Origin of the sequence: Dorea phocaeensis, assembly GCF_900240315.1 — a bacterium.
Classification (GTDB): domain Bacteria; phylum Bacillota; class Clostridia; order Lachnospirales; family Lachnospiraceae; genus Dorea_B; species Dorea_B phocaeensis.
On record NZ_OEPZ01000004.1, the window covers coordinates 76,816 to 96,913 of the forward strand.

The window sequence follows — 20,098 nt, forward strand, 5'->3', positions numbered from 1 at the left end:
GTAATTTATCCAGTTTTATTTATTGGTGTAATTTAACAGAGGAATTCTATTGCGTATTTAAAATTAGTCTTGGCAAGGCGTTTGTCGGAAAGAAGTAACTGTGCCTTGTGTAGGTTTACCAAAAAAGTAACTGTATTTTTGGTGTTTTCGGAGATGGAACATCCCAAAATATGAAAGAACTTTCAAAAAAGGGGAAGACTATTAAAAATAGAAACGAAAAGAAGATACTGTATGCCGGAAAGATCAAGGAGGAATGGGGAATGAACGAGAGAATAGAAGGACTACAGGGGAAATTGATTGTGTCATGTCAGGCGCTTTCAAACGAACCTCTTCACTCTTCTTTTATTATGGGAAGAATGGCGCTCGCTGCGAACGAAGGAGGAGCTGTCGGAATTCGTGCAAATACCAGGGAAGACATTAAGGAAATTCAGGCACAGGTAGATTTGCCGATCATTGGAATTGTGAAACGCGATTATGAAGACAGTAAAGTCTATATCACACCGACCATGAAAGAAATCGAGGAATTGATGGAAGTAAGACCGGAAATCCTTGCGCTAGATGCAACCGGAGCGCTGCGTCCGGGAAATGTGACGTTGGATGATTTCTTCCATCGGATCAAAGAGAAGTATCCGGATCAGCTTCTGATGGCAGATTGCTCAACCGTAGAAGAAGCGCTTCATGCAGATGAACTTGGATTTGATTTTATCGGAACTACGATGGTGGGGGATACAGAGCAGAGTAAGGGCGATAGGATGTATGGTACTTGGAAGTCTGACAGGAATCAGCGTAAATGTTCTGATTATCGTGATGGGGGTAATTGCAATTATTTACTCTTATACAGGCGGATTAAAATCCGTACTTTGGACAGACTTTATTCAGGGATCGGTACTTTTGGTTGGAGTTACGTTTGCATTGGTATTTCTCCTGGTACACATTGATGGCGGACTTGGAGCAATCTTTACAGCATTTACCGAAGAACATAAATTCTTTGCTGTGGATCAGCCGATCTTCGATATCAATATTTTAAAAGACAGTGTATTTATTATGATCGTAGGAGCAGGTTTCAATACGATGGGATCTTACGTATCCAGTCAGGATATTGTACAGAGATTTACAACGACAACAGATAGAAAGAAATTAAATAAAATGATGCTTACAAATGGCGCACTGTCTATCTTCATTGCAACGGTGTTCTATTTGATCGGCACAGGACTTTATGTATTCTATCAGCAGAATACACTTCCACCGGCAGCAGCGCAGGATCAGATCTTCGCATCTTACATTGCATTTGAGCTTCCGGTAGGTATTACAGGTCTTCTTTTGGCAGCGATCTATGCGGCGTCTCAGTCTACATTGTCAACAGGGTTAAACTCTGTGGCGGCAAGCTGGACTTTGGATATTCAGGCTCGTCTGTCGAAGAAGGAATTAAGCTTTGAGAAGCAGACGAAGATCGGTCAGTATGTATCTTTGGTCGTAGGAATTTTCTCTATCGTTGTTGCGATAGTATTGGCAAACGGTGGTGTGAAATCAGCATACGAGTGGTTCAATGGATTTATGGGATTAGTACTTGGAATTCTGATCGGGACATTTATCCTTGGAGCATTTACGAAGGTGGCAAATACATTCGGAGCAACACTTGCATTTATTGCAGCATCTGCAGTGATGATTGGTATTAAATATTTTACACCAGCAGGAGCAGTGTCTATCTGGTCTTACTCTTTGATCTCTATTTCGGTTTCACTTGTAGTTGGAATTCCGGCAAGCTTGATCTGGAGAAAGGTAAAAGGAGATACTTCCGTGCCGGCTCCATTTACAACCGTATATAAGAATTAAGGAGGCCGATTATGATTTTCGGAAATATTCAAAACCTTGAAGAATATCCATTTCTGGAAGAACAGATCAAAGAATGTTTTGCCTATGCAAACGAGCATGATCTTGCATCCTATGAAAAAGGAAGTCACGAGATTGACGGTGACCGTTTGTTTGTAAATGTAGTGGAATATACGACAACAACTGCCAGCGAGCGTTTCTGGGAAGCGCACAGACAATATTTGGAGCTTCATTTGATGCTTCATGGAACCGAGCAGATTGATCTGAACTTTATAGAGAATATGGATTTGAAAGAGTTCGTAGAAAAAGACGATTTTCTTCCGATGGATGGAGAAAAGAATAGTTCGGTAACACTTCGGGATGGAGATTTCTTGATTTGTTATCCAAGTGATGGACATCGTACCGCTGTAGCGGTGGATGAGCCGGAGACAATCAAAAAAGCAATCTTTAAGATTCGTATGAAATAGCAGGCGGTGAGGCAAGACGGAAGGAGTTCCGCCTTGCCTCTTTGGGTTATGAGAAGTGTCGCTTTTTCGCGTTGTGGGAAGGCGATTGCGGAAAATATTTCAATATATTATAATGGGGAATAGACAAGATGATTCCTCGACATGCTTAGAGGAGGCAAATGAAGAATGGAGAAAAAATATATTAGCATCGATATTGGAGGAACGGCGATCAAGTATGGCATTCTCACAGAAGAGGGTACCATTCTTGAGCGGTATGAGATGGCGACGGAAGCTTATAAGGGCGGACCTTCGATTTTGGAAAAGGCGGTTGGGATCGTAGAAGATTTCCTTCGGGCAAAAGAAGATCTTAGTGAGGAGCTTCTTGGAATCTGCATTTCTACTGCGGGAATGGTAGACACAGAAAAAGGCGAGATCTTCTATTCGGCGCCGCTGATTCCAAACTATATTGGAACTCAGTTTAAAGCTGTTATGGAAACGCGTTTCCACGTTCCGTGTGAAGTGGAAAATGATGTGAATTGCGCAGGGCTTGCAGAGCATATGTCCGGCGCGTCAAAGGGAAGTAAGAGTGCATTGATGTTGACTATCGGAACAGGAATCGGCGGAAGCATGGTGATTGGCGGCGAGGTGTATCACGGATGTTTCGGGAGCGCCTGTGAAGTGGGCTATATGCATATGGAAGGAAGCGATTTCCAGACCCTTGGGGCAGCGAGTATTCTGACACGGAAGGTGGCGGAGTGATAGCGCAGGAAGAGTATCTGAGAGATCGGATAGAAGCTGCACTTGGGAAATATTTGGTTCCGAGTATTGCAAAGCACACAAAGCTTGCGTTTGCAAAGCATAGGAATGATGCGGGAGTGTTGGGGGCATATTACCATTTCCGGAATATGCAGAAGAAATAGCGGCGACAGAAGAATGCAGGAAAGGTGAGGCGCGTGGAGTATTATGTAAAGTCGGTTGTATCGATTGTTAAATCGAATTATAATAATTTTAAATGATAGAAAAAATATTGCTGATTTTTTTATTTATAACCATGAGAAAACGGACTTTTCTGCAAAAGCGGTGACGGCGAAATTGTTTGTATCAGAGGCTTCACTTTCCAGATTTGCTGGGCAAGACTTATAGAGTAGTGGATGAAGGGGAGAGTGCAAGGATTTGGAAATACTTAAATCGGGCAGGGTGTGTGTTTGTGTGTGGGGCAAGGAAGCTTTTGTCTTGCTGCCGGTGAGATGGAGTTTCGGTTTATGCGTATCGGTGTGGACAGTGATTCGCTTCAGGATAGTGACCGGCTGAGGATGCAGGCCGTATTTCAGGACAAGCGGTGTCTGGTATTTAGAATCAGTATCAGTGGTGAGACGGAAGGTGTGCGGTATTTCTTGAGGGAAGCACACAAACGAGGTGCAAAGACGAGTCGCCGTGGAATATTTGAGTAGGCATCAGATGAACAAAAAATGAGTATGAATATGCAGTATAAAAATACGCGGTATGAAAATAAGTGTGGGAGGTAAAAACAATGATTATTAGAAATGTGAAGGTGTATACGCAAGAACAGAAATTTGCAGACGGAGAGATTGTAATCCGGGATGGCGTATTTGGGGACAGCCAAGTGGTGTCGGGAGTGGAGGCAGTTCCGAAGGATGGAGAAGAAATCATGGACGGAGAAGGCTGTTATGCCATTCCGGGCTTGATTGATCTTCATTTTCACGGATGTATGGGATATGATTTTTGTGATGGAACCAAAGAAGCGATCGAAGAAATTGCAAAGTATGAGGCATCTATCGGTGTAACGGCAATAGCTCCGGCAACCATGACACTTCCGGTGGAGGCACTGGAACGCGTATTGGAGACGGCGGCTGAATACAAAGAAGAGGCAGAAAAGCGTGCAAAAGAGGGAAGTTCTAAAGAAGCAGATCTTATAGGAGTAAATATGGAAGGGCCATTTATCAGTGTGGAGAAGAAAGGGGCACAGGATGAAAGAAATATCATTACCTGTAATGAAGAAGTGTGCCAGAGATTTCTTGACGCCTCCAAAGGTCTAGTCAAATACGTGGGTATTGCTCCGGAGCGAAATGAAGATGCGGTATCATTTATCCGTGCGATGAGGGATAAGGTGAATATTTCGCTGGCACATACGAATGCAGGATATGATGCGGCAATGGAGGCATTTAACGCCGGAGCCAATCATGCGGTGCACTTATATAATGCCATGCCGGCATTTACACATCGTGCACCGGGAGTGGTAGGTGCGGTGTGCGACAGTGAGCATGTAGATGTAGAACTGATCTGCGATGGTGTTCACATCCATCCGTCTATGGTTCGTGCAACTTTCAAAATGATGGGTGCAGACCGTATGATTCTAATCAGTGACAGTATGCGTGCGACAGGAATGCCGGACGGACAGTATACACTGGGTGGCCTCGATGTAAATGTAGTCGGAAATCGTGCAACATTGGTATCTAACGGGGCACTTGCAGGATCTGCCACCAATCTGATGGATTGCGTGCGTGTGGCGGTAAAAGAAATGGGGATTCCACTGGAAACGGCAGTGGCGTGTGCAACGGTAAATCCGGCCAAGAGCCTGGGCGAGTATGATCAGTATGGCTCAATTGCTAAGGGCAAAAAGGGGAATGTGGTGTTGCTTGACCAGGAGTTGGAGGTAAAGGCTGTGGTGAAGGATGGAACCTTGTTGGGGACGTGTTCAAATGAAAAAAACTCCGTCCCGAATTAAAATTCCCCTGTCCCGGAAATGATGATTTAAGAGAAAAAATACAGTTATTCAATAAAAAAGGTGGATAACTGTATTTTTCATAGGGATACATATGGGGATAGTAGGTGGATATATGCGTGGATGGATGTGGATATTTACGAAAAAGATTAGAAGAAAATAGAAAGGGATGTGAGTATGAAAGTGAAAAGGTAAGAAGGTGCATGTTTAATTTGTGGAAAACCACTTGTATATTATGAAACGGGAAGAGAAATGGAGTGTTCCATTTGTCATAAGTCGGTGGAAAGTTATGCCAGTTGTGAAGATGGGCACTATGTTTGTGATGAGTGTCATGCTAAAAAGGGGATAGAGGTGATTATGGAAGGCTGTTTGAAGAGCCAGTCGAAAAATCCGATACAGATTATGCAGGAATTGATGGAGGATCCCTATATCTATATGCATGGTCCGGAACACCATATTATGGTTGGAGCGGTTCTTATTGCTGCGTATGACAATTGTGGAGGAAAAATTGACAGAGAGCAGGCTTTGCGGGAAATGAAGAAGAGAGGAAGCACTTATCCAGGGGGCTCTTGTGGATTGTGGGGAGCTTGTGGTGCGGCGGTTAGTACAGGCATGTTTATAAGTATTATTACGAAAGCAACACCGCTTACTGGGAATTCCTGGGGAATGGCAAATGAGATGACTTCCCGTTCTCTTGCGGAAATTGCAAGACTCAGTGGACCAAGATGCTGCAAGCGGAATTCTTTTACTGCTGTAAAAACAGCGGTGGAATATGTTGGGGAAAAGTTGGGGATAATAATGGAACTGCCTGGGGAAATTAAGTGCGAGTTCAGTTTGGAAAATAAACAGTGCAAGAAAAAAGCCTGTCCCTATTACAGAAATGTGTAAAAGGGACAGGGGGAATTTCATTGGGGACGGAGTTTTTTTCATTTGAACACGTCCCCGATTTGTTAGCCCATCAGAAAATCAAGGATATCCCAGCCCTCGGAAGTGGCGCATTTATATAATTCGGTGTATCCGCATCGAGAGCAGGAAATGGTCGTGAATTTTTTGTTTTGTACATCGAAGACTCTTGCAAAGTTTCCGCCGGTTGCCTGAAATTGATCGCTTTCATAATGAGTGTTTCCGCATTTTGGACATACATATTGTTGTTTTTCCATAGTAAATTCTCCTTTTTTAGATGAAATGATAGGGTTAAAAAGTGGTGTATACATTGGAACCAAATGGCATCAATGCCAAACGGGCCAGCTTGAAATGCTGCAGGCCAAATGGGATTCCAATGATAGTAATACACAGCAAGGTTCCGATTAGTGCAGATTCAACGGCCAGCCAAAAACCAGAGACTAAAAGCCAGATCACATTCAGTAGGAAAGATCCGGCGCCACCGCTGTAAGCAATGTCTTTGCCAAATGGGAAAAAGCTTAAAGCGGCAAATTTAAAGCACTGCTTTCCGACCGGAATGCCAATGATGGTAATGCACCAAAGACAGCCTGTAAGCACCCAGCTTAATCCGCTGATACATCCTCCGCATACAAACCATAATAGGTTGCCGAGGCATCCCATAGAATCAACTCCTTTCCAAAAATGAATTGCAAAAGTAAGGTGTATGCCGGACACGAAGTTGTGTCAGGCTTTTTTTGTGACCAAGATGAAAGGGAAAGAAAAAAGACTTTTACCATGACATCTCTGTCACGATAAAAGTCTTGCACATCTCATTTAATACGGATACTTTTTGGTATCGGGTGACGATTTTAAATCCACCGTTCGGTGTTCGGCTACTCCCTTTTATCTGCTTATCGAAAGCATACTACGGAGAGTTGAATTTGTCAATAAATTTTTGCGAAGAACAAAAATGTTTTTGAGTCTTCTTTTTATAGGAAAAAGTGAAAAATATGATGCGTAGAAAATAATAGATTTTATAAATAAAAGAGAACGATTATAAAAAATAGTGATTGGACAGGGGACTATATGTCTGATAAGTTATAGACATTGGTGTGAAGGAGTGCATATGATTAAGGTTAAGAATTTAGATAAGAGTTTTGGAGAATTGCACGTTTTGAAAAATGTGTCTTTAGAGGTTCAAAAAGGGGAGATTTTCGGCTTGATCGGAAAGAGTGGAGAAGGGAAATCAACATTACTTCGTTGTATTAACCTTTTAGAAAAACGGGATGGTGGGACCATTACTTTAAATGGACAGGCTGCTGATTTCAAAAGATCACGAGAGGTTCGGGAGTACCGAAAAGGAATTGGAATGATTTTTCAGCATTTTTCACTGCTGGAAAGGCAGAATGTTTATAAAAATATTGCAGCTCCGATGGAGTGTTGGGGGTATTCCAAGCAAGAAATAGATGAAAAAGTACGAGAATTGGTTAAAATTGTTGGAATTGAAGATAAGTTATATGAAAAACCAAGAAATTTAAGTGGCGGACAGCGTCAAAGGGTTGCCATTGCACGTGCATTATCCATGGATCCTCAGGTTTTGTTGAGTGATGAAGCTACATCGGCTCTGGATCCACAGACAACGCAGTCGATTTTGCAGCTGTTAAGAGATATTAATGAGAGACTTGGAATTACTATTCTATTGGTTACCCATGAAATGGAAGTGATCCGTTCGATTTGTCATCGTGTAGCGATTATGGAGCACGGGGAAGTGGCGGATTGTGGCAAAGTATCAGAAATTTTCTTAAATCAGCCGGGGTCATTAAAACGGCTGTTGGGAGAGACGGCAGAGGTACTGCCTGAAGAGGGGGTAAATATCCGCATGGTATTTAAGGAGACGGAAGAAAACCGCTCATTGATTCCGGATATTACGTGTGCAACTTCTGTGCGTTTTTCTGTTATTTATTCACGGTTGGAAAAATTTAGAGATGAGGTCATTTGTACCACTATGCTGAATGTACAAGAGGAAGATCTTGCAAAAGTAACGGCATATTTGGATACTTTGAATATCAGGTGGGAGGTGGCGTTACATGAATGATCCGGCACTTGTGATAAAGTCGGTTATGATGCCGGCTTTAGTAGAAAGTTTGTATATGACTTTTTGGGGAACAGTCTTTTCATGTATCCTTGGTTTTGGGCTGGCGGTGATCCTTGTTGTTACGGCGGAAGATGGACTCTCGCCGCATAAATGGGTGTATCGCTTGTTGAATGTTTTGGTGAATACCCTTCGGTCTTTCCCATTCATTATTCTGGCAGTAACGATTATTCCGATTACCAGAGCGGTTATGGGGACGTCAATTGGAACGAATGCGGCATTATTTCCGTTGGTGATTGTAGCATGTCCATTTGTTGCCCGTGTTTTTGAAGGGAATTTGAAAGCTGTTACTCCGGGGATGATTGAGGCGGCGAAGGCATTTGGTGCTTCGAATATGCAGATTATATTTAAAATCATGTTAAAAGAGGCAATTCCGGTTATGTGTATCAGCGTGACATTAGTAGTTATTTCGATTTTGGGAAGTTCCTCTATGGCCGGAGCGCTTGGTGCCGGAGGACTGGGAAACGTGGCGCTTATTTATGGTTATCAGAGTTTTAATGATCTTATTATGTACGGAACAGTGTTTATATTGGTCGTTTTGGTACAGACAATTCAGTCAATTGGAAATTTGCTTTACAACAAATTAAAGTAGTTGTGAGGTAAAAATATATTTAAAAGAGGAGAAGAATAATGAAGAAGAAACTGATTGCACTATTATGTGTGACAGCTGTCGTAATGGGGATGACCGCATGCGGTTCCGACAGCAAGGAGAACAAGGAAGAGGCAAAGGGAGAAGAGAAGAAAACGATCCGGTTGGCAGCAGGGGATCCGATGAAGGAAGAACTGATTAATGCAATTAAAGGGGACTTTGAGAAAAAAGGATATAAACTGGAAGTATCTGTCATCGAAGACCCAATTGCTTCAAACAATGCAATTGAAGAGGGAAGTTTAGAGGCAAACTTTATTCAGCATAATGCGTATATGACAAGCTACAATGAAGAGCATAAAGGGGATTTAGTAGCAGTCGGGGATGCGATTTATTATCCGTGTATGGGTGTTTATTCTAACAAGGTAAAAGATATGAAGGACCTTACAGAAGGAATGGAAATTGGAATCCCAAGAGATCCAACGAACAGATCCCGTGCGCTGCGTTTTTTGGAAGCAGAAGGTTTATTGAAATTGAAAGAAGGAGTTGAGGAGTATTCTCAGCTTGAAATAGAGGAAAATAAGCTGAATTTAAAATTAACGGAAGTAGATTCTGAATCGATCCCTACTATTTTAGATGATTTGGATGCAGGGATATGTTATCCAATTGCGATGAAAGAAGCAGGGTTTGATCCAGAGTCAGCACTGGCATTTGATCCTCCGGAGATTGGAAAAGAATATGGTATCTTGATCGCTGTAAGTGAAAAAAATAAGGATGCACAGTGGGCAAAAGATCTTCAGGAAGCAATGAGTGAAGAAAAGGCCAATGAAATCATTATGGAATATTTTGGAGAGTCAGCAGTGCACGTATCTGAATACTAAAAAGAGAAAAAGTAGGGAAGGGGGCGACTGATCCCCCTTCTTTGCTGGTTTCTATTGAAGGCAGGGGAACTTACGGCGCAGCTTTGGAAAATTCTTGCTGCTATTGGGGAAAATTTTGAAGCAGCCTTGACAAAGTGAATGGAATACGTTAGCATAACAATCAAATGGAGAAATGCAAAGAAAAGAAGAAGTAGCAATTAGAATCCTCATACAGAAAGTTGCCGGTTGATGAGAGGCGCATGAAAGAACTGAATGTGAATACATCTTGGAGCAGCACACCGAACATTTTGAACAGAAGCAGTTGTTGGGAATCAGTAGGATGTGACGTGTGGCGAGCGTTATGATGCCGGACTGTGACAGGCAGTTGCTGAGACCATGAATGTGAATTCATGGTGAATTAAGGTGGTACCGCGGAAGTTAACCCCGTCCTTATATCGCGAGATATAGGGGCGTTTTTTATTTTATATAAGGAGCATCTGAAAAATATCTGGCGAGTTATGTTAACAGAACAGGAAGTAAAAGGAGAAGGAGATAAAAGAATTATGGGAATTTATGAAGAATTACAGGCAAGAGGCTTGATTGCACAGGTGACGGATGAGGAAAGAATCCGTGAACTGGTAAATACGGGAAAGGCAACATTTTATATTGGATTTGACCCGACAGCAGACAGTCTTCATGTAGGACATTTTATGGCGCTTTGCTTGATGAAGCGTTTGCAGGATGCGGGAAATAAACCAATTGCGTTAATTGGAGGAGGAACTGGATACATCGGAGATCCATCTGGAAGAACGGATATGCGTTCAATGATGACGCCGGATACGATTTGTCATAACTGCGAGTGCTTTAAGAAGCAGATGAGCAAATTTATTGATTTTTCGGATGATAAAGCTTTGATGGTAAATAATGCTGATTGGCTGTTAGACCTTAACTATGTGGAATTGCTTCGTGAAGTGGGAGCACATTTCTCTGTTAATCGTATGCTGACAGCGGAATGTTATAAACAGAGAATGGAAAAAGGTTTAAGTTTCCTGGAATTTAACTATATGATCATGCAGGCGTATGATTTCTATGCGTTATATCAAAAATACGGATGTAATCTGCAGTTTGGCGGAGATGATCAGTGGAGCAATATGCTGGCGGGAACAGAACTGATTCGCCGTAAGCTTGGTGAAGACGCAAGTGCAATGACCATTACACTTCTTCTGAATTCCGAAGGAAAGAAGATGGGCAAGACACAGAGCGGTGCGGTATGGCTGGATCCAAATAAAACGTCTCCATTTGAATTTTATCAGTACTGGAGAAATGTAGCAGATGCAGACGTGTTGAAATGTATTCGTATGCTGACGTTCCTGCCATTAGAAGAAATTGATAAGATGGATGCATGGGAAGGTGCGCAGCTGAATACAGCGAAAGAGATCCTTGCATTTGAATTGACCAAATTAGTCCATGGAGAAGAGGAAGCGGCAAAAGCCCAGGAAGCAGCGAGAGCATTGTTTAGCCAGGGAGCGGCAGCAGATATGCCAACGACAGAGCTTACAGAGGAAGATCTCCAGGATGGAAAAATAGACATTTTGACCATGTTGGTGAAGTCGGGCTTGGTTCCGTCAAAATCAGAAGCACGTCGTGCGGTGCAGCAGGGAGGTGTTGCAGTAGATGGTGAAAAAGTAGCGGATATTTATGCTGAGTTCGCCGGAGAAGATATGAATGGTGAAGGATTGATTTTGAAAAAAGGGAAAAAGAATTTCAGAAGAATTATTATTAAATAGTGCAGGGAGGTGTCGATGTGAGATTTGAAGAAATCGCAATCGAGGAGTTAGAGTTTAATCCATTTGAGAAAATTTCAAAAGAATGGATGCTGGTTACTGCAGGAGATAAAGAAAAGAGCAATACCATGACGGCCAGTTGGGGCGGTGTGGGGATTATGTGGAGAAAAAATGTAGTTACAGCTTATATTCGCCCACAGCGCTATACCAAAGAGTTTATGGACAGCAATGACTTGTTTACTATTTCATTTCTTCCGGAAGAATATCGGAAAGCGATGAGTTTGTGCGGATCGTTTTCAGGAAGAGAAGTGGGGGATAAGTGGAAATTATCCGATCTTCATCCACATTATGTGGATGGAACTACCGGAGTCGAAGAAGCGGATATGATTTTTGTATGTAAAAAACTTTATGCACAAGAAATGAAATCCGAATGTTTCATTGATGTGGATTGTGATACCACATGCTATCCAGACAAGGATTATCATACAATGTATATTGCTGAAATTGTGAAAGTGTTGAAAAAGAACTAATCAATTGGGGACGGAGTTTTTTTAAAAAAACTCCGTCCCCAATTGATTTTCTCCCTGTCCCCAATTAACGTATTTGCAAATATTGAACACTATAAGGGGGCATTTCTAAGGTCCCTTCCATAGTTATTTCTGTTTGGGTAATCAAATCTTTTGCGGCTCCAGAGAGTTCGCCGTGATACGCAGTGTAAGGAACATCAGAGGCATTGATTGCTACAAAGATTTGTTCATTCTCTGTGCGCCGTTCAAAAATAAGCTGGTGATTTTGGATTACCACATTTCGGTAAGAACCGTCGCAAAGGGCGGCGCTGGATTTGCGGATCTGAATCAGTGTTTGAAGGAAATTGGTCAGCTCATTTGGCTTTGGCGCATCGAAGAATGGGCGAAGTGCGTAATCGTTGTCCGGCGCTTTCTCGCCTGGCTCGCCCCATTCGCTGCCATAGTAAAGGCAGGGAATTCCCGGCATGCCAAAGAGCAGACCGTAGGCAAGCGGAACGTGCGCTTTATTGGTCAAAATGCTGGCAAGGCGGGTGACATCATGGTTGTCTGCGAATGTCATCAGATGCTTTCCACGGTAAATGCACCACGGATCTGCGCCGAACTGGCGGTGCAGAGAGTGGGCGATTTCAAAGAGGTTCATAGAGTTGAAGCTGGAATATAAGCCCTTGTAACATTCGTAATTGGTGCAGGAGTGGAGCATTTTTTCATTGACGATTCGATTGTAATCGCCGAAGAGAACCTCTCCGATCAATGCGAAGTCTGGCTTTAACTGGCTGGTAAATGTTCGTAAACGCCGCATGAATTCGGGATCCAGACTATAAGCCACATCGAGGCGCAGCCCGTCAATATCGAAGGTTTCGATCCAGTACCGGACACATTCCAGCAGATAATCTACAACTGCAGGATTTTGGAGATTCAACTTTACCAGTTCAAAATGCCCTTCCCATCCTTCGTACCAAAAACCGTCATTATAACAGCTGTTTCCGTCGAAGCTTAAATGAAACCAGTCTTTATAAGGGGAGTCCCATTTCTTCTCCTGTACATCCCGAAATGCCCAAAAGCCGCGTCCCACATGGTTGAAAACACCGTCCAGCACGATGCGGATATCGTGTGCGTGAAGATCTTGGCAGACATCCCGGAAGTCCTCGTTGGTGCCAAGACGACAGTCAATGGTTTTGAAATCACGAGTATCGTATCCGTGATTGTCGGAATCGAAGACTGGATTTAGCAGGATGGAGTCAATGCCCAGATTCTGAAGATATTCTGACCAGTCTAAGAGTTTCCGGATTCTGGGAACACAGACCCCATCGTTGTGTACGGGAGCTTTGCAGAATCCGATTGGATAAATTTGATAAAATGTACTTTGATATGCCCACATGGTAAAATCCTTTCTTTCAAAAAACTATATATTATCATATCATTTTTGTAAGGATTCTACAAATATATAATCTGACTTTTTGTATATATTTTCAGAAATTTCGCTTTATTATTCTAAAGGGATAGTGTATAATTGATTTAATAAAAAAGACCTGAAATGAAAGGGAGGTTTACTTTATGAAAAAAGCAGCAGGGATTTTATTAGCTGGCTGTATGGTTGTGGGGCTTACAGCATGTGGCGGAGGAAAAGAAGAGACAACGACATGTACATTGGAGCAAAATGGAGTTGTAATTGAGATGAACTTAGTCGCGAAAGGCGATAAAGTTACAAAACTGACGCAGACATCAACGATCAATGTTGAGGGTTATGCGGAGGAACAGCTTGATATGCTGGATGCAACAGTTGAAAGTGCGAAAGAAGCATACGGAGAAATTGAAGGAATTGAATATTCTGTGGAGACTTCGGATAGTGAATATGTGGAAAAGGTAGTCATTCCGACAGATAAGGATACACTGCAGGCAGTAGTGAAAGCAGGACTACTTCCGGTGGATAACGAGGATGTGACAGAATTGTCTCTGGAAGCAACGGTCAGCAGCCTGGAAGAGTCCGGATGGACGGTAAAAGAATAGAAGAAGATGAATTTACTCCCCGAAGGGAAGATGCCGGGACTGGCAGGAAGTAATCCTAACAGTTCCGGCTCTTTTTTTGATAACAGAAGAACCAGGTGCAAAGAAGCACCCCTTTTACAATACTGGAAAGAGTAATGCTCCACCAAATACCATTTAGCCCAAGCGGTGTCTGAATAAGTGCCGCGGCAAGTGGAATACGGGCGGCGGTAAATATAATTCCGATAATAGAAGGAGGCATGGTGCGTCCGTACCCGGCAAAGGCTCCGGCGGTGGTAATCTCTGCGCACATGAAGAGCTGAGAGACACCGAGGATCTTCAGGTAATCAATTCCCATGGGGAGAATCTTGGCTTCTGAGATGAAGATTCGGAAAATCGGAGCCGGCAGCAGGATCAAAAGTAAAGTGCAGAAGGTTCCCCACAGAAAGACGATTCCCATGGCACAGGAATACCCCCGGTGGATCCGCTTCTGATTGTTGGCGCCGTAGTTTTGAGCTGTAAAGGAATTAACAGCGGCAGCAAATCCATCTGCGGTCATCCAGGAGATGGATTCGATTTGAGATCCCACTTTTTGAACTGCGATGGCTGCATCTCCATATCCGGATACGAATCTTGCAAGAATCATAGAGATTCCGGTAAAAATCATATTTTGGATAGAGGTAGGAAGACCAATTTTCATCATCGCTTTGAGAAGAGAAAAATCTGGACGACAAAAAAGGTTTACATAAGGAAAAACCACAGTGTCCTTTTTGGCAAAATAGTAAAACATAGCGGTAACAATGGACTGCGCCAATACGGTGGCAATGGCAGCCCCCATAACCCCCATGACCGGAAATGGTCCGATTCCAAAAATCAATACCGGATCTAAAACAATATTGATCACAAGACCGGTGGAGGTGGCAAGGAGGGAAGCTTTACTGTTCCCGGCGGCCGTCAGAATACCGGTCAGGGTTTGGTTCAGAAAAGAGAATACGACACCGCCGCAGGTGATCATCAGATAGATTTCGGCATCTGCTATGACAGAAGGTGTATGGAGATTGAAAAAACCAATCAGTGGACGTGCGAATAATATACAGATGAGTCCGTAGAGCAGTCCACAGAACAGAGTTAACTGTAGGGCGTTGGCTGCATAGCGTCCGGCAGTGTCATATTCCTCGGCGCCCAACGTATGTCCGACCTTTACCTGTCCGCCCATTCGGCTTAAAGCGGCAAGTCCATTGGAAAGCCACATGAACATTCCGGCGGCGCCGACTGCGGCGAGCGCATTGCTGCCGATTTTTCCAATCCAGATCATATCAGTTAGGTTGTATGCCATCTGGATCAGAGAGGTGGTCATAATCGGAATGGCCAGTCGTGTCAGTGCCGGAAGCACAGGACCATGCAGAAGATCTACGTTTTTTGTTTTCATTTATATAATCCCCCAAAAAGCAAATTTACAGATATTTATTATAGCATTATATAGTTAAAATGGGAAGAGACTCGAAGAAGAACGCGCCTAGAAGGCTATACGGGTGGAGCGAATCAGGGATTAGAGAAAGTATTAGAGAAAATCAGAGAAAATAGTTGACAAAATGACGGAAAACGGTTGACACAAAAAGGTCGGTATAATATAATAATGCAGTATGACAATAGGAGAAACGGTAGGAAGCCAAAGCCCCGGAGTCTTACTGATTTCAATATATCTACTATGAAATGTTAATGATTCACAGGAGGGAAACCAATGAAAACTTATATGGCTAATCCAGATAAGATTGAAAGAAAATGGTATGTAGTGGATGCAGAGGGATGTACACTTGGACGTCTTGCATCAGAAGTGGCTAAAGTTTTAAGAGGAAAGAATAAACCGGAATTTACACCACATGTTGATACAGGTGATTATGTAATCGTTGTAAATGCAGAGAAGATCAAAGTAACTGGTAAGAAGATGAACCAGAAGATCTACTACAATCACTCTGACTATGTAGGAGGAATGAGAGAGACTACATTAGCTGAGATGATGGACAAGAAGCCAGAGAAAGTTATTGAACTTGCTGTAAAGGGAATGCTTCCAAAGGGACCTTTAGGAAGAGCTATGATCAAGAAGCTTCACGTATACGCTGGACCAGAGCATGCACAGCAGGCTCAGAAGCCAGTAGAACTGAAATTTTAAGGTAAGGTTGAAAGGAGGATATTACAGTGGCTAAAGCAAAATTCTACGGAACAGGAAGAAGAAAAAAATCTATCGCAAGAGTATACTTAGTACCAGGTACAGGTAACATCACAATAAATAAGAGAAGCATTGATGAGTACTTCGGACTTGAGACATTAAAGGTTGTTGTACGTCAGCCATTGGTTGCTACAGAGACAGAAGGAAAATTCGATGTAATCGTTAACGTTAAGGGTGGCGGATACACAGGACAGGCTGGAGCAATCCGTCATGGTATCTCCAGAGCTCTTCTTGAGGCTGATGCTGATTACAGACCAGTTCTTAAGAAAGCAGGATTCTTAACACGTGACCCACGTATGAAAGAGCGTAAGAAATACGGTCTCAAAGCAGCTCGTAGAGCTCCACAGTTCTCCAAACGTTAATCATACGTTTTCGGAACGTACAATTTCAAAAAGATTTTTCAACTCCTCAGGACTTTGGTTCTGGGGAGTTTTTGTATAAAAAAACCATGTGTTAGCCACATGGTTTTCTATATATAGAAGAACATCTCTGACAGAATGAAGGAGACTGTTTAAAAGAGATTAAGTTCGTGACAATCCGGGAATGCAAAAAGGTGCCACCATTATTTTTTAGCTCGGCATTGAAGGCGGATGAATTCATATAATTGTTCTGCAGCATCCCCGTGAATCTGTTTCGCTTGGCGTTCTATCATCTTTTTTTGAGCTTCTACGTCATTCATAAGACGAATCCCTTTACTGACCTGACCTTTTAAAGTGAGTGCGGACCAGCTCATGCCGGCGCGCATAAAGAAACGACGATTAACCGTTTCGCAGCCCGGAATGGGAGTAGTGTGGATCATTGGAACGCCGATGACAGCAGCTTCTGTGGAGGTTAATCCACCGGGTTTGGTAAATACGACATCACAGGCGCTCAAATAAAGAGGCATCTGATTGGTGAATCCTAATACAATTACGCGAGATTCGTCTTTGAATTTCTTCTTTAATTTTCGTTCTGCTCTTCGATTATTTCCGCAAACGGCAAGGATTTGTTCTGTATCTGTGCGGGAAACTAATCTTTGAATCAGTTCTATAAAATCTCCGGCGCCCATGCTGCCGCCGGCTGCCAGAAAATATTTTTGATTTAATTCTAAGCCTAATTTTTTGCGGGCTTCTTCTTTGCTGATTTTTAATCGACAGTTTTTTGCTACAGGAATTCCAAATGTTTGAATTTTCTCGTTTGGAATTCCTTTTTTTATGCAGGATTTTCGTAAAGCCTCATGGGGAAGAATATAATGGTCGCAGTCCGTTTCCTCCCAAAAGGGAATGCAGGTATAATCTGTCATTACAGCAATCGTTATAGGAAGATCCATTCCCTTGCGTTTCATGTAAGTAACTGTTTCAGCAGGATAGAGATGCGGCATAATCAGAACGTCTGTGGGATGTTCTTTCAGATAGCTGTTGAGATATTTGGCCATACATCCGTTGATATAATAGACAGGTGATTTCCGGGTGAGACGACTGATCACCATTCCTAATTTGTATATAAGTCCAAATAAAAGAGGAGTTTTCTTCACAATCTGCACATAGCCGTCTCCAACTAATTTTGACACGCCATTACCTGCAAGACAGAGGTAATCTAATACATAGGCTTCCTCACCGTGAGTGAGAAGTTCTTCCGCAATTGCTTTTGCCGCAGAATTGTGGCCGCCGCCAGTATTGCAAGATAATAATAATACTTTCATCGAATCCTCCATTCTTTCCTCTTTCCATAGCTTTTTTCTAATGTTGTTCACATGCAACTGCATTTAAATAATGCTTGTGGATGACGATTCCGGCAATTAGTATACATCCATACATGATCATCGTGTGTTTCACAGCAAATACAGCACTGATTCCGAATGTAAAGAAAGCATAGATGCTTTTTCGAGTGTTGGATTTTGCTGGTATTGCCAGAAGAAAGAGTAAATACCAGACAATGAGTAAAACCAGTGGCTGCCAAATAGGAAGCAGCCCCAGTAAAACGCCAAAAGAAACTGCAATTCCTTTTCCGCCATTTCCCCTATTAAAAATAGAGTGTGCATGCCCAAACACAGGCGCTGCGATGACAAATGCAAATAGCCAGGAGTCTGTTCCAATATGGGATATACATAATAGGACGGGAAGAGCTCCTTTTAAAAGATCTAGTAATAGAACGAAAAGTCCGCAGATCGGACCTCCGCATGTGAATGCATTAAATGCTCCAGGATTTCCGTCGTCAGAGTCTTTGGTTACATCGATGTTCTTGAAGAGGAGCGGAATGATCCTGCCAAAGAGAATACTTCCAGAAATAAAACCGGCAACAATATAAAATAAATAGCTATATTCCATAAAATAACCTACTTTCTTGGAATAAAGTTTGATTTGATGATTCTTAAATAAACAATGACAGTTTAACATATTGAAAAAACGCCTGCAACTAAATTGCATATAGAGAATTGCTTTTATTAAAACGTACAGTTTCAAACAAGATTTTACAACTCCTCAGAATCCAAGGTCGGAGGAGTTGTTGTATGCATTTTATATAATTGGAAGTTGTAATTGTGTGATATATTCAGATTCATTAGAAGTGGTGTGGATATCAATCCAAAGAATTTCTAATAAATTACCATGAATGGTAAAATTGTGAGTGTGTGCATATTGTGTGAGCTGTTGCCCCCAGTATGCACTTTTTTCATAGCTTCCACGGTATGTAACACAGAGGTAATCACCGCCATCAATGATGTCTGAGCCCTCATCATCTATCAGAAAAACGGATTGGTAGGAGAGTGTTCCCTTATTTAGCAGCGCTGGCAGGGAAACGATGGTTCCGATTTGGTTACTTCCGATGATGTATAATCGATTTTGATTTAAGTTAATGAGCTGTTTAATCAGCAAATCCATTTCCTCTTCTGTTTCGTATCCTTCGGGGAGGCGATGACAATGGCGAGGGGGAATGTTTCGTAAGTGGATTTTGTCTAAAGGAAGGGATAATGCGGAATGAATGTTGTTTAACCTGTGTTCTACGTTCTTTTGCAGTTTTTGCAGATGCTGCATTTGTTTGGAAATGGCTTCTTTTTCCTCTTCCAACATAGATAGTGAGGATGAGACCGTATGATGATTTAAGTATTTTCGGATTTGCTCCATTGTAAATCCAATGGAACGTAAATCACGGATGACATTTAGTTTCCAGATGTCGTGAATGCTATAATGTCGATATCCAGATTCTGAACGCTTTGGGTTAATAATTCCGATTTCTTCATAATAGCGTATGGAATCTACACCGATTCCGTACAATTTAGAAATTTCACCGATCTTAAAAAAGTTTTTCATAGGCTGTATTTACCTCCTTGACTCTAGTATTATACCAGAGTTTATAATTGCGTCATAGATGGAATCTAAAATTGGATTACAAATTGTAGAAAGAATTGTAGAAAGAGGATTAAAAAATGCGTTCAGTTTTGAAAGAAATTAAACTATCATCGGTATTACTTTTGCTGTTGGGAAGTGCAATATTAGCTTTTGGGCTTTACAACATTCATTCGATGTCCAATGTTACAGAGGGGGGAATCTTAGGGTTAACGCTTCTTTTGGAATATTGGCTTGGCATTTCACCATCGGTTTCGGGTTTTGTACTGACGGTATTATGCTATTTTGGGGGATGGAAATTGCTGGGGAGACTTTTTCTTGTATATTCTTTTATTTCGTCTATTGGCTTTTCTGTTTTTTATAGAATTTTTGAACAGTTTGAACCATTATTTCCTGACATTGGAGAAAGACCACTGTTTGCGGCAGTGGTAGGAGCCCTCTTTGTGGGTGTCAGTATAGGTCTGTGCGTTCGAGTGGGAAGAGCGCCAACGGGCGATGATGCGCTGGCAATGAGTTTGGAGCGGGTATTTCCGGTGGATATTCAATGGATTTACCTGATTAGTGATTTGACGGTGTTAGCTGCGTCGCTTACCTATATTCCGGGAAGTAAGATTGTATACTCTCTGTTAACGGTTATATTATCAGGTCAGGTGATTGGTCTGATGCAAAAGGTTCGCTTTCCTTTTTGTGAGAGCTCCTTTTGCGCTGAAAAATAGATAGAAGAAAAAGGAATAGAAGAAAAATGGTGTGTGAGT

Annotated in this window: 19 protein-coding genes, 4 pseudogenes and 1 other annotated feature; of the genes and pseudogenes, 16 read left to right on the plus strand and 7 right to left on the minus strand. The window is 42.2% G+C overall.

The features are described 5' to 3' along the window. Positions 1–260 precede the first annotated feature (260 nt). The 7 genes and pseudogenes from C0979_RS09470 to C0979_RS09500 all read left to right on the plus strand — a co-directional run. Positions 261–755, plus strand: a pseudogene (locus C0979_RS09470) (N-acetylmannosamine-6-phosphate 2-epimerase); the annotation flags it as partial. Next, positions 751–1,833: pseudogene (locus C0979_RS09475) on the plus strand (sodium:solute symporter family transporter); the annotation flags it as partial. The pseudogenes C0979_RS09470 and C0979_RS09475, both read left to right, overlap by 5 nt. Positions 1,834–1,844: 11 nt before the next feature. Further along, positions 1,845–2,297 carry a NanQ anomerase/TabA/YiaL family protein gene (locus C0979_RS09480; protein WP_101695751.1) on the plus strand — a complete coding sequence of 151 codons (453 nt, stop codon included), beginning with the start codon at positions 1,845–1,847 and terminating at the stop codon, positions 2,295–2,297. 165 nt (positions 2,298–2,462) lie between these two features. After that, positions 2,463–3,196, plus strand: a pseudogene (locus C0979_RS09485) (ROK family protein). A gap of 33 nt (positions 3,197–3,229) precedes the next feature. Continuing rightward, positions 3,230–3,703 (plus strand): annotated as a pseudogene (locus tag C0979_RS12395) (MurR/RpiR family transcriptional regulator); the annotation flags it as partial. 104 nt (positions 3,704–3,807) lie between these two features. Continuing rightward, positions 3,808–5,022, plus strand: a complete 1,215-nt coding sequence (gene nagA / locus C0979_RS09495) for an N-acetylglucosamine-6-phosphate deacetylase (RefSeq protein WP_101695752.1) — start codon at positions 3,808–3,810, stop codon at positions 5,020–5,022. A 249-nt stretch (positions 5,023–5,271) separates the two neighbouring features. Next, on the plus strand, positions 5,272–5,907 hold the full coding sequence (locus C0979_RS09500) for a DUF5714 domain-containing protein (protein WP_242962684.1): 636 nt from the start codon (positions 5,272–5,274) through the stop codon (positions 5,905–5,907). Positions 5,908–5,969: 62 nt separating this feature from the next. On the opposite strand, the gene C0979_RS09505 is transcribed toward C0979_RS09500, so the two are convergent. Together C0979_RS09505 and C0979_RS09510 are read right to left on the minus strand one after the other, a co-directional pair. Then, positions 5,970–6,179, minus strand: coding sequence for a zinc ribbon domain-containing protein (locus C0979_RS09505; RefSeq protein ID WP_101695753.1), 210 nt, complete (start codon positions 6,177–6,179; stop codon positions 5,970–5,972). A gap of 34 nt (positions 6,180–6,213) precedes the next feature. Further along, positions 6,214–6,582, minus strand: coding sequence for a YccF domain-containing protein (locus tag C0979_RS09510; RefSeq protein WP_101695754.1), 369 nt, complete (start codon positions 6,580–6,582; stop codon positions 6,214–6,216). A gap of 445 nt (positions 6,583–7,027) precedes the next feature. Between C0979_RS09510 and C0979_RS09515 the strand changes: the two genes are divergently transcribed. The 5 genes from C0979_RS09515 to C0979_RS09535 all read left to right on the plus strand — a co-directional run bounded on the left by C0979_RS09515 (position 7,028) and on the right by C0979_RS09535 (position 11,813). After that, on the plus strand, positions 7,028–7,996 hold the full coding sequence (locus C0979_RS09515; RefSeq protein WP_101695755.1) for a methionine ABC transporter ATP-binding protein: 969 nt from the start codon (positions 7,028–7,030) through the stop codon (positions 7,994–7,996). Beyond that, positions 7,989–8,645, plus strand: coding sequence for a methionine ABC transporter permease (locus C0979_RS09520; RefSeq protein WP_101695756.1), 657 nt, complete (start codon positions 7,989–7,991; stop codon positions 8,643–8,645). The genes C0979_RS09515 and C0979_RS09520 overlap by 8 nt, the downstream gene beginning before the upstream one ends. A 38-nt stretch (positions 8,646–8,683) precedes the next feature. Further along, entirely contained in the window at positions 8,684–9,520 is an 837-nt protein-coding gene (locus C0979_RS09525; protein WP_101695757.1) for a MetQ/NlpA family ABC transporter substrate-binding protein, read from the plus strand. Between the two features lie 168 nt (positions 9,521–9,688). Then, positions 9,689–9,954 (plus strand) — a binding site (T-box leader). Between the two features lie 108 nt (positions 9,955–10,062). Then, a complete protein-coding gene (tyrS, locus tag C0979_RS09530) occupies positions 10,063–11,286 on the plus strand; it encodes a tyrosine--tRNA ligase (protein WP_101695852.1) in 1,224 nt (407 codons plus the stop codon). Positions 11,287–11,303: 17 nt separating this feature from the next. Then, the gene (locus C0979_RS09535; protein WP_101695758.1) at positions 11,304–11,813 is read left to right on the plus strand and encodes a flavin reductase; all 510 of its coding nucleotides are present in this window, start codon (positions 11,304–11,306) and stop codon (positions 11,811–11,813) included. A 64-nt stretch (positions 11,814–11,877) separates the two neighbouring features. On the opposite strand, the gene C0979_RS09540 is transcribed toward C0979_RS09535, so the two are convergent. After that, positions 11,878–13,188 carry an alpha-amylase family glycosyl hydrolase gene (locus tag C0979_RS09540; RefSeq protein ID WP_101695759.1) on the minus strand — a complete coding sequence of 437 codons (1,311 nt, stop codon included), beginning with the start codon at positions 13,186–13,188 and terminating at the stop codon, positions 11,878–11,880. A 176-nt stretch (positions 13,189–13,364) separates the two neighbouring features. On the opposite strand from C0979_RS09540, the gene C0979_RS09545 reads away from it, so the two are divergent. Beyond that, positions 13,365–13,817 (plus strand): DUF1307 domain-containing protein, encoded by a 453-nt coding sequence (locus tag C0979_RS09545; RefSeq protein ID WP_101695760.1) that lies wholly within the window; start codon positions 13,365–13,367, stop codon positions 13,815–13,817. A 55-nt stretch (positions 13,818–13,872) separates the two neighbouring features. Here C0979_RS09545 and C0979_RS09550 read toward each other — a convergent pair whose 3' ends face one another. Then, positions 13,873–15,222 carry an MATE family efflux transporter gene (locus C0979_RS09550; protein WP_101695761.1) on the minus strand — a complete coding sequence of 450 codons (1,350 nt, stop codon included), beginning with the start codon at positions 15,220–15,222 and terminating at the stop codon, positions 13,873–13,875. Between the two features lie 312 nt (positions 15,223–15,534). On the opposite strand from C0979_RS09550, the gene rplM reads away from it, so the two are divergent. After that, on the plus strand, positions 15,535–15,963 hold the full coding sequence (gene rplM / locus C0979_RS09555) for a 50S ribosomal protein L13 (protein ID WP_101695762.1): 429 nt from the start codon (positions 15,535–15,537) through the stop codon (positions 15,961–15,963). Positions 15,964–15,989: 26 nt separating this feature from the next. Continuing rightward, positions 15,990–16,382 (plus strand): 30S ribosomal protein S9, encoded by a 393-nt coding sequence (rpsI, locus tag C0979_RS09560; RefSeq protein WP_101695763.1) that lies wholly within the window; start codon positions 15,990–15,992, stop codon positions 16,380–16,382. A gap of 200 nt (positions 16,383–16,582) precedes the next feature. On the opposite strand, the gene C0979_RS09565 is transcribed toward rpsI, so the two are convergent. From C0979_RS09565 to C0979_RS09575, 3 genes are all read right to left on the minus strand, one after another. Then, complete coding sequence (locus C0979_RS09565; protein WP_101695853.1) at positions 16,583–17,701, minus strand: MGDG synthase family glycosyltransferase; 1,119 nt, start codon at positions 17,699–17,701, stop codon at positions 16,583–16,585. 37 nt (positions 17,702–17,738) lie between these two features. Then, positions 17,739–18,326, minus strand: a complete 588-nt coding sequence (locus tag C0979_RS09570) for a glycerol-3-phosphate acyltransferase (RefSeq protein ID WP_101695854.1) — start codon at positions 18,324–18,326, stop codon at positions 17,739–17,741. A gap of 189 nt (positions 18,327–18,515) precedes the next feature. Then, complete coding sequence (locus tag C0979_RS09575) at positions 18,516–19,307, minus strand: MerR family transcriptional regulator (protein WP_101695764.1); 792 nt, start codon at positions 19,305–19,307, stop codon at positions 18,516–18,518. 116 nt (positions 19,308–19,423) lie between these two features. Here C0979_RS09575 and C0979_RS09580 point away from each other — a divergent pair, with 116 nt between their 5' ends. Beyond that, positions 19,424–20,059, plus strand: coding sequence for a YitT family protein (locus tag C0979_RS09580; protein ID WP_101695765.1), 636 nt, complete (start codon positions 19,424–19,426; stop codon positions 20,057–20,059). The last annotated feature ends 39 nt before the right edge of the window (positions 20,060–20,098 follow it).